Here is a 15853-nt window from a genome sequence, read left to right on the forward strand (position 1 = left end):
CATTCCCACGCAGAGCGTGGGAACGATCACACTCGGTGTGTCTGATACATCGAGGTGATGCTATCGCAGGCAAGCCAGCTCCCACATTTTGTTCAGCGCTTGGCTTTTGGGCGGCGCATCAGTTGGTAGGCTGCCGGAATCACAAACAGCGACAGCAACGGCGCCGTCAACATCCCACCAATCATCGGCGCAGCAATGCGGCTCATGACTTCGCTGCCAGTCCCACCTCCAAGCAGAATCGGCAACAACCCGGCGATGATAACGGCCACGGTCATCGCCTTGGGCCTCACCCGCAACACCGCCCCCTCAGTAATGGCCGCCAGCAAATCACCATCCTTACGCTCAGCCCAGGCGTTTTTCAGATACAACAGCATGATCACCCCAAACTCAGCCGACACCCCCGCCAGCGCAATAAACCCCACGCCCGTGGCCACCGACAAATTGAAGCCCAGCCAGTAGAGCAACCACACACCGCCAGTCAGTGCGAACGGTAACGTGCCCAAAATCAGCACCGCCTCATCCACGCGGCGAAAGGTCAGGTACAGCAGCACAAAGATGATCAGCAAGGTAGCCGGCACCACCAGCTTCAGGCGCTCATTGGCCCGTTCCAGAAACTCGAACTGCCCCGAATAACTGAGGCTCATGCCCGGCAGCAAGTGCACCTGCTGCTCAATCGCCGCACGCAAGTCCTTTACCACTGAAGCCAGGTCACGGTCACGCACGTCGATATACACCCAGCCGGAAGGCCGTGCGTTTTCGCTTTTGAGCATCGGCGGGCCGTCACTGATCTTGAGCCTGGCCACCGTGCCGAGGGTGATCTGGCTGCCCTGCGGCGTGTAGATCGGCAGGCTGCCCAGCGCCTGCAGCGAGTCGCGCCACGCCTTGGGGTAACGCAAGCTGATGGGGAACCGCGCCAGGCCTTCGACCGTTTCGCCAATGGTTTCACCGCCAATCCCGCCCGCCACAATCGACTGCACATCGGCGATATTAAGCCCATATTGCGCAGCGGCCGAACGGTCGATATCCACGTCGATATAGCGCCCGCCGGTCAACCGCTCAGCCAGTGCCGAACTCACACCGGGCACGGTCCTGGCAACCTTCTCCACAGCCTGGGTCACCGCGTCGATCTGCATCAGGCTGGCGCCCGCGACCTTCACACCAATCGGGCTTTTGACGCCGGTGGCGAGCATGTCGATGCGGTTGCGGATCGGCGGGATCCAGATATTGGTCAGGCCCGGCACCTGCACCACACGGTCCAGCTCCTTCACCAGTTTTTCCGAGGTCATGCCGGGGCGCCATTGGTCCTTGGGCTTGAACTCAATCGTGGTTTCAAACATCTCCAGCGGTGCCGGGTCGGTGGCGGTTTCGGCGCGACCGGCCTTGCCGAACACGTGCGCCACTTCCGGTACGGTCTTGATCAGCCGGTCAGTACGTTGCAGCAACTCACCGGCGGTTTGCGTCGACAGCCCCGGCAGCGCCGACGGCATGTAGAGCAAGTCGCCCTCGTCCAGCGGCGGCAGGAACTCACCACCAAGTTTCGTCACCGGCCACAGCGCGCTCGCCACCATCAGCAGCGCCACCAGCAAGGTCAGACGCGGCCAGCGCAGCACCGCATCGAGGGCCGGCTGGTAGAGTTTGATCAAGCCACGATTGAGCGGGTTGCGCTGCTCATCGGGAATGCGCCCGCGAATCCAGTAGCCCATCAACACCGGGACCAAGGTCACCGACAACCCGGCCGCTGCCGCCATGGCGTAGGTCTTGGTGTAAGCCAACGGGCCGAACAGCCGGCCTTCCTGGGCTTGCAACGTGAACACCGGAATAAACGACAACGTGATGATCAGCAGGCAGAAAAACAGCGCAGGCCCTACTTCCACCGCCGCGTCGGTCATGACCCTCCAGTGGTCCTCACCTTTCAGTTCCCGGCCAGGATTGGCGTGGTGCCAGGCCTCGATTTTCTTGTGGGCGTTTTCAATCATCCCCACCGCCGCATCCACCATTGCGCCGATGGCAATCGCGATGCCGCCGAGCGACATGATGTTGGCGTTGATGCCCTGAAAGCGCATGACGATAAAGGCGATCAATACGCCCACCGGCAGCGAAATAATCGCCACCAGAGATGAACGCAGGTGCCAGAGAAAAATCCCGCACACCAGCGCCACCACCAAAAACTCCTCCAACAGCTTGTGGCTGAGGTTATCCACGGCGCGGTCGATCAACTTGCTGCGATCGTAGGTGGTGACAATATCCACGCCGGGCGGCAGGCTGCTTTTCAGTTGTTCCAGCTTGGTCTTGACCGCTGCAATGGCCTCACGCGCATTTTTGCCGCTGCGCAGGATCACCACGCCGCCGACGGCTTCGCCCTCGCCGTCCAGCTCACTGATGCCCCGACGCAGGTCCGGGCCAAGTTGAATGTTTGCCACGTCGCCAAGGCTCACCGGCACGTTGTTGGTGCCGAGCCGCAGGGGAATCGCGCGAAAATCCGCCAGGGTTTTCAGGTAGCCGGAGGCGCGCACCACGTATTCGGACTCGCCCATGTTCAGCACCGAGCCGCCGGTTTCCTGGTTGGCCTTGTCGATAGCCTCTTTGACCTGCGCCTGGGTAACGCCGCGACTCGCCATGGCCAGCGGGTCGAGCTGTACCTGGTACTGCTTGACCTGGCCGCCGATGGTCGCCACTTCGGCCACATTCGGCAGGGTCTTGAGTTCGAACTTGAGGAACCAGTCCTGCAGCGCACGCAGTTGCGCCAAGTCCTGCTGGCCGCTGCGGTCCACCAAGGCGTACTGGTAGATCCAGCCCACCCCGGTGGCGTCCGGCCCCAACGATGGCTTGGCCGATGCGGGCAGCCGCGCCTGCAATTGGCTGAGGTATTCCAGCACCCGCGAGCGCGCCCAATACAGGTCAGTGCCTTCGTCGAACAGCACGTACACATAGCTGTCGCCGAAGAACGAAAAACCGCGCACGGTCTTGGCGCCCGGTACCGACAGCATGGTGGTGGTCATCGGGTAAGTGACCTGGTTTTCGACAATTTGCGGCGCCTGGCCCGGGTACGGCGTGCGGATGATCACCTGCACATCCGAGAGGTCCGGCAAGGCATCCACCGGCGTATTTTGCACCGCCCACACGCCCCACGCGGTGATGAACAAGGTCGCGAGCAGCACCAGAAACCGGTTGGCCACCGACCAGCGAATCAGCAAGGCGATCATGGCTGGGCTCCTGGCTGCATGCTCATGCCCGACATGTCGGATGTTGGCGCGGTTATGCCGCTTAAACTGGCTTCGGAATCGAGCAGGAATTGGCCGGAGGCGACCACCTGCTGGCCTTCTTGCAAGCCGCCGAGGATCACGGTTTGGTCCTGATTTTCTACGCCCACTTCAACCTCTACCGGGCGATAGCGCCCGCCCTCCTCGGCCAGCATCACCAGCACGCGCTTGCCGGTGCGGATCAAGGCTTCGCTGGGCACTTGCAACACCGCTTGCCCGCTGGTTTGCGCCAGGCGCACCTGCGCGGTCATGCCGGGACGCAGGTTGCCGTCGGGGTTGGGCAACTCGACACGCACTTGCACAGTACGGCTGTCCATGGCGGTGGCCGGCAAAATCGCGCTGATGGTGCCGTCGACGGTTTTGCCCGGCAAACCGACAAAACGGCTCTGCACGGTTTGCCCCACGGCCAAGGTCGAGCCTTGGGCTTCGGGCACGGCAACCTGCAGCCACACCTGATCCAGGCCATTGATACGCGCCAGGGTCTGCCCTGCCGCCAGCGTCATGCCTTCGCGCACCTCCAAACTTTGCAGGGCGCCGCTCAACGGGCTGGTGACGGTCAACACCGACTGCACCCGGCCGCTGCGCTCCATCTGCTGGATCAACCCGGTCGGCATGCCGCTCAGACGCAACCGTTGCCGGGCTGCCGCGATCAACCCACTGTCGCCGCTGTGGCGCAGGCTCAGAAATTCTTCCTGGGCCGTCGCCCATTCGGGGATCAACAGGTCTGCCAACGGCGCGCCGGCCTTGAGCACATCACCCGGTGCCCGCGCATAGACGCGCTCGACGAACCCGGCAGCCCGCGCCTGTACCACCGCCACATCACGGTCGTTGAACGCGAGGATGCCCGACAGCTCCAGGGTCGACATCAGCACACCCCGGCTGACGCTCGCCAGGCGCACGCCGATGTTCTGGGTTTGCCGTGGGTCAATCTGCACTGCCGGCGTATCCGCAGCCGCCGTGCCTTCGGCATAACGCGGCACCAGTTGCATGTCCATAAACGGTGACTTGCCGGGTTTATCGAACTTCTGCTGCGGGTACATCGGGTCGTACCAGTACAGCGCCGGTTTGTCGTCCTTGGGTGCAACAGACGCCACCGAGTGAAATTGCGCCAGCCCATAGCCCGCGCCCAGACCCAGCAGCACCAGTGCTGCGACAATTGGATTATTCATGACTGGGTTCCCCGTAAGCGAAATACAGCTGGGCGCCGATCAGGGCGCGCTGTTCGATGGCATCAATCTGTTTGAAGCGGGCCTCGACAAGCTCACGGCGAGCGCCGACCACCGTGAGCAAATCGCCCTTGCCGGCGCGATAACCGGCCAGGCTGAGGGTGACTTTTTCTTCGGCCAGCGGCACCAGGCTGTCCTGGCTGCGCTGCACGGCGCGGTCCAGGCGCTGGTAAACCGCCAGGTCGTCGTCGAGCATCTGCGTGTGTTCGCGGGTGGCGGCTTCGCGTTCGGCGTCGAGTTGGTCCAACTCGGCCTGCTTGGCCGCGATGCCTGGGTTTTGTCGGCGACCGGGAAAGATCGGCAGGTCAAAACTCAATTGCAGCGTGACCATGTCGCCGTACTCACGGCTGCGGTGCCCGTAGTCGACTTCCCAGCTCCAGTCCGAGGTCTTTTGCGCCTTGGCCTCCTGCACGCGCGCCTGAACCTCGCGGGTGCGCGGCACGAAGGCTTGCAGTTCGGGGTGTTGATGCAGGTTGTGGCTGTAGCCGTGGCTGTCGATGCTCCAATTGGGTAACTGGCCGCTGGGGGCTTGATTGGCGGCGGCGCCGATCCAGCGCTTGAGGGCAGCGCGGGCCTGGGCACGTTGCTGGGTCAGCTCGTCCTCACGGCCCGCCAATTCGGCGGCTTCCTGTTTGGGAATCACCGCATCGGACGCCTGGCCGCGCCCGCCGGCCAACTGCGCGCGCACGCTGTCTTGCAGCAGGCGGTTCTGCTGATAGAAGTCTTGGAACAAGGCCTCTTTGCGCTCCACCGCGTAAGCACGGATCCACGCCTGCGCAGTGGCCTGGCGCACGTTAAGGCGCTCGATGCGCCCTTCGGCGGCGGTGCGTTCTATGGTTGCATCAGCCAGCTCGACCCGGGCTTTGCGCTTGTCGCGGCTGGGCACCTGTTGCTGCAGGCCGATCATTTGTTGCGTCATGTCATCGCCATACAACGTGCCGCGATTCGGCCCGCCGATGGGAAAATTCTGCAGGCCCACCAGCAGTTTCGGGTCGGGCAATTCGCCGGCCGGAATCGCCGCGTGTGTCGCGGCTTGCAGCTTGGCGGATTCAGCCACCAGCGAAGGCGCGTTGTTCTGCGCCAGGCGCAGGGCCTCATCCAGGGTCAGCGCCGAGGCGAGCACCGGCCACACCAGCACGCCCACCACCAGGGCGCGCACATAGAGGGAATTCATCGTAAAGATTCCTGATCTGTTCCACTGCTCGCCGCGTTATGCGGCCCACAGCAAGGCCATCCCGCAGTGGGGATGGGTTTTCAGATGCAACAGGAATCAGCTACGCGGCGGGCGCCAGACGCCGGAGGGCGTGCGGTCGGGGATAAAATCAGATGTGTGGCCGATGGCCAAAGGATGAGCTCGTGCCAGCGGTGCCTTGAGCACCGCCAGGGACAATTGCAGCAGGCCGCCGGTCTTGCATTCCTGGCCCGGCTTGCAGACTTTGCCGTGATCATAGCCGTCCTGGCAGCAGTCGGGGCTCATGTCGGTCATCACCTGCATGTCTGCCATCTTCATCGGGCACGGCTCGGTGCTCGACGGCACTCCCGCCATCCCGGTCAGGGGAAGCGTGAGGCTTAACAGCATGACCAGGATTAAACGCAGGAGGCGGCTCATGGGGCGCGAGTCTAGCCAAGGGGCGGTTAAGCCGCCATTAACAATTTCGTGAGAACTCGGCCGTGAAAACGAATCTGCGCCAGGGTCAGCGCGGTGTAGCCGATGATCACCGCAGGCGACAGGCTGGCCTCGTCACAGAACTTGCCCAACGGCTGCAAAGTCAGGCCGACGGCGGCAGCGCGGCTACAAAAATCCGCCTCGCAGACGCCTGCCGGCAACCACAGCACAAAATGCAACCCGGCCTGCTGGCCGCTAACCCTGCAGCCCTCCGGCAGACAGGCGAGCAATGCATCGCGGCGCGCCTGATAAGCCTGGCGTGAAGCGCGCAAATGACGCACAAACGCCCCACTGCCCAGGAATTCGACCAAGCCCAATTGATCCGTGGCGCCCACCGAATGCCCGGTCAATTGTGAAGTGTGCAATAACGCGGGCCGCAGCGCCCTGGGCACCACCATGAAACCCACACGCAAGCCGGGAAACAGGTTCTTGTTGAAGCTGCCGCAATAGATTACCCGGTCGCCGGAATCGAGGGATTTGAGCGCAGCCAGCGGCGCGCTGTTGTAGTTGTATTCGCTGTCGTAATCGTCTTCGACCACCCAGGCGTCAGCGCGTGCGGCCCAGTCCAGCAATGCCAGGCGGCGCGAGACCGACAAGGTCATGCCCAATGGCGCCTGGTGGGCAGGCGACACGTAAGCCAACCGCGCCGTGGCTGGGAGTTGGTCGGTGTCGAGGCCTTCGGCCGTGACCGGGATCGATTGAACCTGCGCGCCAGCCAGGCTGAACAGGCGCCGCGCAGGCTTATAGCCTGGGTCTTCGACGCATGCCGTGTCGCCGGGTTTGAGCAGCGTGCGCGCGATCAGGTCGAGGGCGTGACGAATGCCCGTGGTGACAATCACCTCATCCGCCTCACAGTGCATGCCGCGGTAACTGCGCAGGTAGTCGGCGATTTGCTCGCGCAACGCCGGTAACCCGGCCGGGTGCGCGGCCTCCAGCGCACCCGGCCCCGCCGACAGCAAGCCACGGGAAATACAGCGTGCCCAGGTTTTCAAGTCGAACAGACTGGCATCCGGGCGCCGGGCCACAAAAGGCACGTGGCTTTGCACGCCGGCGTCGGGCTGATCAGGCACGGCCAGGCGGCGCGGTTTGCTGCTCGGCGCCGGGGCCGCGATAAACTCCTCGGGGATCACTGCACTCACCCGCGTGCCGGAGCCCGCCACGCGCTCGACATACCCCTCGCTGTGCAAGCGCTCGAACGCCGCCTCCAGGGTGCCACGCGACACCAACCAACGCTCGGCCAGGCTGCGGGTCGAGGGCAAGCGGCTGCCCACCGGCAACTGGCGATTGAGGATGGCGGCGCGCAACGCGTCATAGGCACCCTGCTGCTTGCTGACGTCCAGCGTATCCGGGCGCGGCAAGTCCAAGATGGCGGCGGTTTTTCCTCGGCGCATAAGTGGTCCAGTGTTTTAAGCCATAAGCGGCTCAAAGAATTAAACCACAAAGTCGTTAGAGTTCAGGCTCTACTCGTTAGCAAAGAAGCTTCCCATGACTCAACGCGCCCTCTCCACCGGGTTCTGGCTGGTCCTGCTGACCGTGCTGATCGCCCTGCCCCGCCTCACGCTCGACCTGCATCTGCCAGCCTTGCCCGCCATGGCCGACTACTTCCACAGCAGCGACAGCCAACTGCAACTGACCCTCACGCTGTACACCCTGGGCTCGGCGATTTCCCTGCTGGTCAGCGGCCCGTTGACCGACCGCTTCGGCCGGCGCCCGGTCTTGCTGGCCGGGCTGCTGCTGTACGTGGTGGCGACGGTGACCTGCGCCCAGGCCAACAGCCTCGGCGTGCTGGTGATCGCCCGGCTGTTCCAGGCCCTAGGCGGTTGCTGTACCACGGTGATCGGTCGGGTGATCGTGCGCGATTACTTCGACCGCCACGAACAAGCGCGTCTGCTCGGCCTGATCTCCATGGCCATGGCCATCTCGCCGATGGCCGCGCCAGTGCTTGGCAGCCTGATGCTGCCCTTGATCAACTGGCGTGGCTTGTTTGTGCTGCTGGCCGTGATCGGCGCCGTGCTGTGCCTGGTGGTTTACCGCCGCCTGCCGGAAACCCGCCCGACCGAAGTTGCCGCTGCGCCGCCGAGCAACCTGCTGCGCGTGTATGGCCAACTGCTGCGCGACCGCTATTTCCTGCGGTACGCCTTGGCCATCGGCTGTGTGTACAGCACGTATTTTCCGTTTATCAGCGAGTCGTCTTCGCTGTTGCAGCGCGGCTACCAACTGACGGCTACGGAATACGCGCTGGTATTCGCCGCGACGATCAGCGGCTACATGCTCGGGGCGAACCTGTTTCGCCGTTTGGTATTGCGCTTCGAGCCCGACCGCTTGATCAACGCTGGTATCGGCCTGAATGTGCTGGGCAGCTTTTTGCTGGCGATGGCGACCCTCGCGCTGCCGGGAGAATGGCTGGCGATTGTGCTGCCGATGGTGGTGATCATGGTGTCGGTGGGGATGGTGATTCCGGCCTGCCAGCTGTCGGTGCTGCAGCCCTATGGCGCGATTGCGGGGACGGCGTCGGGGTTGTTCTTTTTTATCCAGATGATTCTGACGGCGGTGAGCAGCTGGGTGACGGGGTTGTTGTCGGATGGCACTTCACTGCCCTTGGTGATCATGACCGCAGCGGCCAGCGCCTTGCTGATCACAACCTGGCTGACATTACACAAAACCAAATGTGGGAGCGGGCTTGCCCGCTCCCACAGTTAACCGGAATCAGTGCATGAAAATCGCGATCAGGATGATCACCGGAATCGGCACGCCGAGGAACCACAGTAGTAATGAGCGCATGATGTTCTCCTTGAATTAACGAACGTAGTTTTCGGTTTCGACGTACACCACAGCATCCCGACGACGACCGCCGAAGGTTGCTGCGAAGCTGGCAAAGAACGCGCCGATCAAGAGGGCCACAAAGGTCCACAGCGAGGTGTAGGCAGCGACTTTGGCGGCAGTATCGGCCGCTTGCTTGGCTTTGAGCTTGGCATCGTCAATGGCTTTACGGGCTTCGCCGTAGACCTTGTCGATACGCGCTTCGGCGTCGGCCTGGCTGAGGTTGGTGCGCTGGCTGATCAACTGGGCCAGGTAGGTACGGTCCTCCGGTGCCAATTGGCCGTCGTTGCTCAGGGTGCGGGTGAGGATGCGTGCGACCACGCCGTGTACCGCGTCATCGCTGACGGCAGCTGGGCGGTCATCGCGGAACAGGCTGTCGACGTAGTAGTCGAAGTCGCCGCTGTTGGCGCCCTTGGCTGCGCTACCGGCGGCCTGGCTGATTCCGCTGGCGGCACCTGCTGCGACACTGGCACCGGCTTTCACGCCGCCACTGACCACGCTGCTGACCGAACCGACCACCAGTACTGCGGTGACCAAAGTGGCGACGGCCCAGGCGAGGAAACCATGGGCCGTGTCGCGAAAGTACACTTCATCGCCATGCATATTCGCCCACTTCACACGCAACCGGCCGGCAATGTAACCGCCCAGGCCCGAAGCGACGATTTGGGTGAATGCCAGCCAGATAATCGTGGAAATACCCAGCCCCTTGGCGCTCATGCCGCTGTCGGCCCACGGCGACACCGCCGAAAAGCCCAGGCCGAAGCCCAACAGCACCAGGATAAGCGACAGTGCAGCCGCCGCAGCGGCCCCGGCAAAGATTGCGCCCCAGGAAACCCCAGAGCGCGCGCTTGACTCTTGCAGCGTGGATGACGATGTGATCATTGTTGTTTTGCTCCCGGCAGGAAAAATAGTGTTACAAGTCTCAAAAGGGACAGTGCAGGCAGCGTGCCAGCCGGGCAAAAAAATTAAAATCCTGTTATTTCAACGAGTTAAGTAATTTGAACTTCGCAGGACCGTGCAACTTGCAAGAAACAGCAGTGGCGGGCGTGCTTTATGCAATCTCCCTTCAAATCCGCTCACTGTGGGAGCTGGCTTGCCTGCGATAGCGGTCTTCCAGGTTGATATTTTGTCTCTGACACACCGCTATCGCAGGCAAGCCAGCTCCCACAATGATTGTGTGCAACCCGGATATTTGTGGTGGTTTTGCCAAGATGAAGTTTAATTTAGGAAACATTCAGCTACTTCTTGGCAAAATGACCCCACTTCTAGTGTGAATCGCTCACCAGGTAATCCTATGACCCGTATTTTGACCATCGAGGATGACGCCGTAACGGCCCGCGAGATCGTCGCCGAGCTGAGTAGCCATGGACTGGATGTGGATTGGGTGGACAACGGCCGCGAAGGCCTGGTCCGCGCCGTGAGTGGTGATTACGATCTGATCACCCTCGACCGGATGCTGCCGGAGCTGGATGGCCTGGCCATCGTCACGACCCTGCGCACCATCGGGGTGTCGACGCCGATCTTGATGATCAGCGCCCTCTCCGATGTCGACGAACGCGTGCGCGGCCTGCGGGCCGGTGGTGATGACTACTTGACCAAGCCGTTCGCCTCCGACGAAATGGCTGCCCGTGTCGAAGTGCTGCTGCGGCGCAAAAGCACGGTCAAGGAGTTCGAAACCGCCCTGCGCGTGGCCGACCTGGAACTGAACCTGATCAGCCGCGAAGCCAGCCGTGCCGAGCAGCCGCTGAGCCTGCTGCCCACCGAATACAAACTGCTTGAGTTTCTGATGCGCAACACCGGGCAGATCCTGTCGCGGATGATGATCTTCGAGGAAGTCTGGGGTTATCACTTCGACCCGGGCACCAACCTGATCGATGTGCATATCGGTCGCCTGCGCAAGAAAATCGATCCACCGGGCCTCACACCGCTGATCCGCACGGTACGAGGTTCCGGTTATGTCATTGCTGAACCCCTCTAAGGGCTGGCGCTCCTCCAGCAGCCGCTTGCTGGCGCTCTACAGTTCGCTGTTCGTGGCCTGGAGTTGCATCCTCATGGGGGTGCTGTATTTCGAAGTCTCGGGTTACCTGGGCGACCTGTCCCGCCACTCGTTGATGCAGCGCCAGCACTTGTTTCAGCGTTTCGACGGCGAAGAACTGGTGGAAGCCCTGACCACCAGCATGACCTTCGACATGAAGGGCGTGGACGCCTATGGCCTGTTCGATGAGCAATTTCGCCCCCTGAGCGGGCCGATTCGCGCCGTGCCGCCGGACTTGCCGCTGGACGGCAAGATCCACGCGCTGGCCAATTGCGTCGAGTCCGACGACCCCAAACTGCCCAAAGACAGCTGCGACGCCGTCGCCACCCACACCGAAGACGGCCGCTGGCTGGTGCTGGTGCGAGCCAACGGTTCGCTGTTCGGCGTCACCCGGATCATCTGGCATGCGCTGCTGTGGGCGCTGTCGTTGACGATTATTCCCGGCGCGGCCGGTTGGCATTTGCTGCGCCGCCGCCCGCTGCGGCGTATTCGCGGGATCCAGGCCAGCGCCGAGGCCATCGTCGCCGGCGACCTGACCCACCGTTTGCCGCTGTCGAATCGCCGTGATGAGCTGGACATGCTCGCGGCCATCGTCAACGCCATGCTCGACCGCATCGAGAAGCTGATGAACGAGGTCAAGGGCGTGTGCGACAACATTGCCCACGACCTGCGCACTCCGCTGACACGCTTGCGCGCGCAGCTTTACCGCATCAAGCAGGAAGCCGAGGAAAACTCGGTGTACGCGGTGAAGCTCGACGACGCCATCGCCGAGACCGACACCCTGATGGCGCGCTTTCGCGGGCTATTGCGCATCTCGGAGCTGGAAGACCACCAGCGCCGCTCGGGTTTCCTGGTAATGGACCCGTTGCCACTGCTGCGCGAGCTGCATGACTTTTATCTGCCGTTGGCCGAGGAAGGCGAATTGCAGTTGCGCCTCGAAGTGCCCGAAGCGCTGCCGTGGATCACCGGCGACCGTGCGCTGCTGTTCGAAGCCTTGGCCAACCTGCTGAGCAACTCGATCAAGTTCTCGCCCGCCGGTGGCGAGGTGATCTTGCGTGGTGTGAATGACGGCGGCAGCACGCGCATCGAAGTGCACGACTCCGGGCCGGGTATTCCGGCGGCGGAACGTGATGCGGTGTTCCAGCGTTTTTATCGCGTGGATGAAAGCGACCAGCAAGGCGGCTTCGGTTTGGGCTTGTCGATTGTGGCGGCGATCATCAACTTGCACGGGTTCAAGCTGGAGGTTGGCAGCAGCCAGCGTGGCGGTGCGCGGTTGGTGCTGGAGTGTCGGCAGCAGTTGATGCCCGAAGCCTGATCGTTCCCACGCTCCGCGTGGGAATGCAGCCCAGGACGCTCCGCGTCCCACAGCGTGACGCGGAGCGTCACAAGAGGCATTCCCACGCAGAGCGTGGGAACGATCATCTCCAGCCCCTACAAAACCTTGTGGGAGCTGGCTTGCCTGCGATGACGATGTACCCGGCAAATTTGCATTGCCTGACACTCCGCTATCGCAGGCAAGCCAGCTCCCACATTGAAACGGCTTTGCCAGTTAGTTAGAAGTTGGCGCGCAGCGCTTCGAGGCCGCCGCTGTACACTCCGGTGAACAACTCTTCCACCGCCGCGTCCGTGGTCCCGGCTGCCGGGGTGAACACGCCGGACCAGGTCACTTTCGCCGAGCTGTCGGTGAGCGCCTCAACCTGCAAGGTCGCCAGGTAAGCACTCACCGGAAACGGCGATTGCTCGATGGTGTAGCTGTAGTTGCGTGCCACGTTATCAAAACGCTGCAAACGCTCGACTACCACACCGCCATCTGCGGTTTGCAGGTGGCGCACGCGCCCGCCCTCGCTCGGCTCGCTCTTGACGATAAACGGCAGCCAATCCGGTAGCGCGTTGAAGCCACCGACCAATTGCCAGACCTGATCGGCCGAAACCGGGATTTCAATTACAGAAGAAGCTGTCGCCACACTAAATACTCCAGGAAAAATAAGACTTCAGATCGCCATGCTGTCGACCACACCACCGTCGACCCGCAGCGCAGCGCCTGTGGTTGCAGAGGACAGCGGTGAAGCAATGTACGCCACCAGGTTCGCCACTTCATCCACATTCGCCGCGCGCTGGATGATCGAGGTCGGCCGTGCGTTACGTACAAATACGTCGGCCTCGTCCCGCGCACTGCGCCCGGACTTTTGTGTGGCGTCCTTGAGCATCTGCTCCAGGCCGTCGGTAAAGGTCGGCCCCGGCAGCACTGCGTTAACCGTCACGCCGGTGCCCGCCAAGCGCTTGGCCAGGCCATGGGAAACCGCGAGGTTGGCGCTTTTGGTCACGCCGTAGTTGATCATGTCGGCCGGTGTGGCCACGCCGGACTCCGACGACACGAAGATCACCCGCCCCCAGCCCTGCTCGACCATGCCGGGCGTGTAATGCCGTGCCAGGCGCACGCCGGAGATCACATTGACCTCATAGAAGCGCGTCCACTCGCTGTCGGGCGCATCAAAGAAATCCACATCGTTGAAGATGCCGAGGTTGTTGACCAGGATGTCGGCACGCGGTTCGGCGGCGAACAGTTTCGCGGCGCCTTCGGCGGTGCCAAGATCCGCCACCAGCCCGCGCAGATCAGCGCCCGGCACCGCCTGGCGAATGCTTGCCAGCGCATCGTCGACCTTGCCCGATTCGCGCCCGATCACCACCACGGTGGCACCGCAGGCGGCCAGCGCCTGGCTGATGCCCAGGCCAATACCGGCGGTGCTGCCGCTGACGATAGCTACTTTGCCGCTTACATCAATGTTCATCGGTGGTACTCCTGAAGTTAGAGCGGCAGAGGCGCACGGGCCGAAATCAACCGGGCCTCGCGCAGCGCCTGCCAGAAGGCTGCCGGGATCTTCTCTGACAACGCCGCAACGTCTTCGGCAATCCGCCCCGGACGACTGGCACCTGGAATCACCGCCGCCACGGCCGGATGCGCCAGGGAAAATTGCAGGGCTGCGGCTTTTATACTTACCCCAAACGCCTGGGCAATCGCCTTGATCTGCTCGACTTTATCGATGATCGCGGGGCTCGCCTGCTGGTATTCGAAGTGCGCGCCACCGGCCAGAATGCCGGAGCTGTAAGGCCCGCCGACGACGATCTCGACATTCTGCGCCAAGGCTGCGTCCATCAAACGCTGCAAGGCACGTTCGTGGTCCAGCAAAGTGTAGCGGCCGGCCAGCAGGAAGCCATCGGGCCGGGCTTCGCTGAGGTCAAGGGTCAACTCGCAGGGTTCAACGCGGTTGACGCCCAGGCCCCAGGCCTTGATCACGCCTTCTTCGCGCAGGCGGGTCAGCACCTTGAAGGCGCCGGTGCGGGCCTGGTTGAAGTAGTCCAGCCATTGGTCGCCGTAAAAGTCCTGGGCGATGTCGTGAATCCACACGATGTCCAGGCGGTCGGTTTGCAGGCGCTCGAGGCTGTCTTCGATGGAACGCAAGGTGGCGTCGGCACTGTAGTCATTGAGCATCTTGTTGGGGCGGCCGTGTTCGAACACGCCGCTTTTTTCGCCGAGGTCGCGGGCGCTTTCTTCGACTTCATCGAGAATCACCCGGCCAACTTTGGTGCTGAGCACGAAGTCATCGCGGTTGTACTGAGACAGCGCATGGCCCAGGCGGATTTCCGACAGGCCCGAGCCGTAGAAGGGAGCGGTGTCGAAGTAACGCACGCCGTGATTCCAGGCAGCCTCGACGGTGGCCTGGGCTTCGTCTTCGGCAATTGCGCGGAACATATTGCCCAGCGGTGCGGTGCCGAAGCCCAGCGGGCCGGGCAATTTGTCTTTCAAGCTCATGGTGGGTCCTCAATCGGTTGTGGGTCGCTGTGACCGTTGAGCAGATCCTAGATTGCATAGATCGGACCGTCCAAGACATACTGCGACCAACTTGAGTCCTGAAAGGTCTTACACATGATTGATCTTCGCCAACTGCGCTACTTCGAAGTGGTCGCGGAAGAAGAACACGTCGGCCGTGCCGCCGAGCGCCTGCATATCTCGCAGTCACCGCTGAGCCGCCAGATCGCCCAGCTTGAAGAGCGCCTGGGCCTGACCTTGTTCGAACGCAGCCAGCAGCGCATCCGCCTGACCCGCGATGGCCAGACGTTCCTGGCGGAAACCAAGGCGCTGTTGACCCACGCCAATCGCTTGGAATCCTTGGGCAAACGCCTGGGACGCGGCGAAGAAGGCGGCTTGTGCATCGGCTACATCGAAAACGCGATGCACGCCGGCGTGCTGCCCAATGCGTTGCGCGTATTGAGGGATGACCGGCCTACCGTGCATATCAAGCTGTACAACTTGCCGTCGCTGGAACAGCTCGAAGGCTTGCGTCAACGCAGCCTCGACATTGCCCTGGTCGGCGAGCCACCGGCCACCGATGACCCGGACCTGACGGCGCTGCAGGTGCTGGACGACCCGATGCTGCTGGCGCTGCCGGAACATCATGCATTGGCGCGCCACAGCGAGTTGTTACCCGAGCATCTGGCTGATCAGGAGTGGATCGGCGTGCAACGCAAGCCTGGCGCCAACCCGGCGGATGACTTTGTGGCGGCGTGCATTCGTGCTGGTTTTACGCCGCAAATCCCTATGGAAGCCAGTGAGCCGTTTACCGCCCTGGGGTTGGTGGCCTCGGGTTTGGGTGTGGCGATGGTGCAAAAGGGGCTGAGCCGGAATGCGCCGCCTGGGGTGGTGTTGCGTGAATTGCCATGGCTGACCTACACCACGCCGCTGTGGGCGGCATGGCACCGGGTTAATTTGCGGCCTTTGGTGGAAACGTTCAGGAAGGTGCTGACTGAAAGCCTGTGAAGGCCAGGGCAACGGGTAACCTCATCGCCC

At 62.5% G+C, this 15853-nt stretch carries 13 protein-coding genes; 4 read left to right on the forward strand and 9 right to left on the reverse strand.

Annotation, left to right across the window (positions count from 1 at the left end; translation table 11 throughout):
• Positions 1-92: 92 nt before the first annotated feature.
• The 5 genes from AOA62_RS25550 to AOA62_RS25570 form a co-directional block, all read right to left on the reverse strand.
• Positions 93-3203, reverse strand: a complete 3111-nt coding sequence (locus tag AOA62_RS25550) for an efflux RND transporter permease subunit (protein WP_099550130.1) — start codon at positions 3201-3203, stop codon at positions 93-95.
• Entirely contained in the window at positions 3200-4429 is a 1230-nt protein-coding gene (locus AOA62_RS25555) for an efflux RND transporter periplasmic adaptor subunit (RefSeq protein ID WP_099550131.1), read from the reverse strand. The genes AOA62_RS25550 and AOA62_RS25555 overlap by 4 nt, the downstream gene beginning before the upstream one ends.
• Positions 4422-5660 (reverse strand): TolC family protein, encoded by a 1239-nt coding sequence (locus tag AOA62_RS25560; RefSeq protein ID WP_099550132.1) that lies wholly within the window; start codon positions 5658-5660, stop codon positions 4422-4424. The genes AOA62_RS25555 and AOA62_RS25560 overlap by 8 nt, the downstream gene beginning before the upstream one ends.
• 96 nt (positions 5661-5756) lie before the next feature.
• Positions 5757-6095 carry a hypothetical protein gene (locus tag AOA62_RS25565; RefSeq protein WP_099550133.1) on the reverse strand — a complete coding sequence of 113 codons (339 nt, stop codon included), beginning with the start codon at positions 6093-6095 and terminating at the stop codon, positions 5757-5759.
• A gap of 26 nt (positions 6096-6121) precedes the next feature.
• Positions 6122-7543, reverse strand: coding sequence for a PLP-dependent aminotransferase family protein (locus AOA62_RS25570; protein ID WP_099550134.1), 1422 nt, complete (start codon positions 7541-7543; stop codon positions 6122-6124).
• Between the two features lie 94 nt (positions 7544-7637).
• Here AOA62_RS25570 and AOA62_RS25575 point away from each other — a divergent pair, with 94 nt between their 5' ends.
• Positions 7638-8852, forward strand: coding sequence for a multidrug effflux MFS transporter (locus AOA62_RS25575; RefSeq protein WP_099550135.1), 1215 nt, complete (start codon positions 7638-7640; stop codon positions 8850-8852).
• Positions 8853-8948: 96 nt separating this feature from the next.
• On the opposite strand, the gene AOA62_RS25580 is transcribed toward AOA62_RS25575, so the two are convergent.
• Positions 8949-9854, reverse strand: coding sequence for a hypothetical protein (locus AOA62_RS25580; RefSeq protein WP_017136412.1), 906 nt, complete (start codon positions 9852-9854; stop codon positions 8949-8951).
• Between the two features lie 412 nt (positions 9855-10266).
• Here AOA62_RS25580 and AOA62_RS25585 point away from each other — a divergent pair, with 412 nt between their 5' ends.
• Positions 10267-10950 carry a response regulator transcription factor gene (locus AOA62_RS25585; protein ID WP_003219726.1) on the forward strand — a complete coding sequence of 228 codons (684 nt, stop codon included), beginning with the start codon at positions 10267-10269 and terminating at the stop codon, positions 10948-10950.
• The gene (locus AOA62_RS25590; protein ID WP_099550136.1) at positions 10928-12322 is read left to right on the forward strand and encodes a HAMP domain-containing sensor histidine kinase; all 1395 of its coding nucleotides are present in this window, start codon (positions 10928-10930) and stop codon (positions 12320-12322) included. The genes AOA62_RS25585 and AOA62_RS25590 overlap by 23 nt, the downstream gene beginning before the upstream one ends.
• A 238-nt stretch (positions 12323-12560) precedes the next feature.
• On the opposite strand, the gene AOA62_RS25595 is transcribed toward AOA62_RS25590, so the two are convergent.
• Genes AOA62_RS25595 through AOA62_RS25605 form a run of 3 tightly spaced genes read right to left on the reverse strand, consistent with a single transcriptional unit; the run spans position 12561 to position 14818 of the window.
• Entirely contained in the window at positions 12561-12971 is a 411-nt protein-coding gene (locus AOA62_RS25595; protein ID WP_017135357.1) for an SRPBCC family protein, read from the reverse strand.
• A gap of 27 nt (positions 12972-12998) precedes the next feature.
• Positions 12999-13796, reverse strand: a complete 798-nt coding sequence (locus AOA62_RS25600) for an SDR family NAD(P)-dependent oxidoreductase (RefSeq protein WP_017135356.1) — start codon at positions 13794-13796, stop codon at positions 12999-13001.
• 17 nt (positions 13797-13813) lie between these two features.
• Positions 13814-14818, reverse strand: a complete 1005-nt coding sequence (locus AOA62_RS25605; RefSeq protein WP_099550137.1) for an aldo/keto reductase — start codon at positions 14816-14818, stop codon at positions 13814-13816.
• 114 nt (positions 14819-14932) lie between these two features.
• Here AOA62_RS25605 and AOA62_RS25610 point away from each other — a divergent pair, with 114 nt between their 5' ends.
• Positions 14933-15823, forward strand: a complete 891-nt coding sequence (locus AOA62_RS25610; RefSeq protein WP_017135354.1) for a LysR substrate-binding domain-containing protein — start codon at positions 14933-14935, stop codon at positions 15821-15823.
• Positions 15824-15853: the final 30 nt, after the last annotated feature.

It is taken from the genome of Pseudomonas sp. 2995-3 (assembly GCF_002742565.1).
GTDB classification, from domain to species: domain Bacteria; phylum Pseudomonadota; class Gammaproteobacteria; order Pseudomonadales; family Pseudomonadaceae; genus Aquipseudomonas; species Aquipseudomonas edaphica.

Coding starts and splice junctions, on each gene's coding strand:
- AOA62_RS25605 (WP_099550137.1), bottom strand. CDS start 14,818: ATGAGCTTGAAAGACAAATTGCCCGGCCCGCTGGGCTTCGGCACCGCA.
- AOA62_RS25600 (WP_017135356.1), bottom strand. CDS start 13,796: ATGAACATTGATGTAAGCGGCAAAGTAGCTATCGTCAGCGGCAGCACC.
- AOA62_RS25590 (WP_099550136.1), top strand. CDS start 10,928: ATGTCATTGCTGAACCCCTCTAAGGGCTGGCGCTCCTCCAGCAGCCGC.
- AOA62_RS25580 (WP_017136412.1), bottom strand. CDS start 9,854: ATGATCACATCGTCATCCACGCTGCAAGAGTCAAGCGCGCGCTCTGGG.
- AOA62_RS25555 (WP_099550131.1), bottom strand. CDS start 4,429: ATGAATAATCCAATTGTCGCAGCACTGGTGCTGCTGGGTCTGGGCGCG.
- AOA62_RS25585 (WP_003219726.1), top strand. CDS start 10,267: ATGACCCGTATTTTGACCATCGAGGATGACGCCGTAACGGCCCGCGAG.
- AOA62_RS25570 (WP_099550134.1), bottom strand. CDS start 7,543: ATGCGCCGAGGAAAAACCGCCGCCATCTTGGACTTGCCGCGCCCGGAT.
- AOA62_RS25565 (WP_099550133.1), bottom strand. CDS start 6,095: ATGAGCCGCCTCCTGCGTTTAATCCTGGTCATGCTGTTAAGCCTCACG.
- AOA62_RS25610 (WP_017135354.1), top strand. CDS start 14,933: ATGATTGATCTTCGCCAACTGCGCTACTTCGAAGTGGTCGCGGAAGAA.
- AOA62_RS25575 (WP_099550135.1), top strand. CDS start 7,638: ATGACTCAACGCGCCCTCTCCACCGGGTTCTGGCTGGTCCTGCTGACC.
- AOA62_RS25550 (WP_099550130.1), bottom strand. CDS start 3,203: ATGATCGCCTTGCTGATTCGCTGGTCGGTGGCCAACCGGTTTCTGGTG.
- AOA62_RS25560 (WP_099550132.1), bottom strand. CDS start 5,660: ATGAATTCCCTCTATGTGCGCGCCCTGGTGGTGGGCGTGCTGGTGTGG.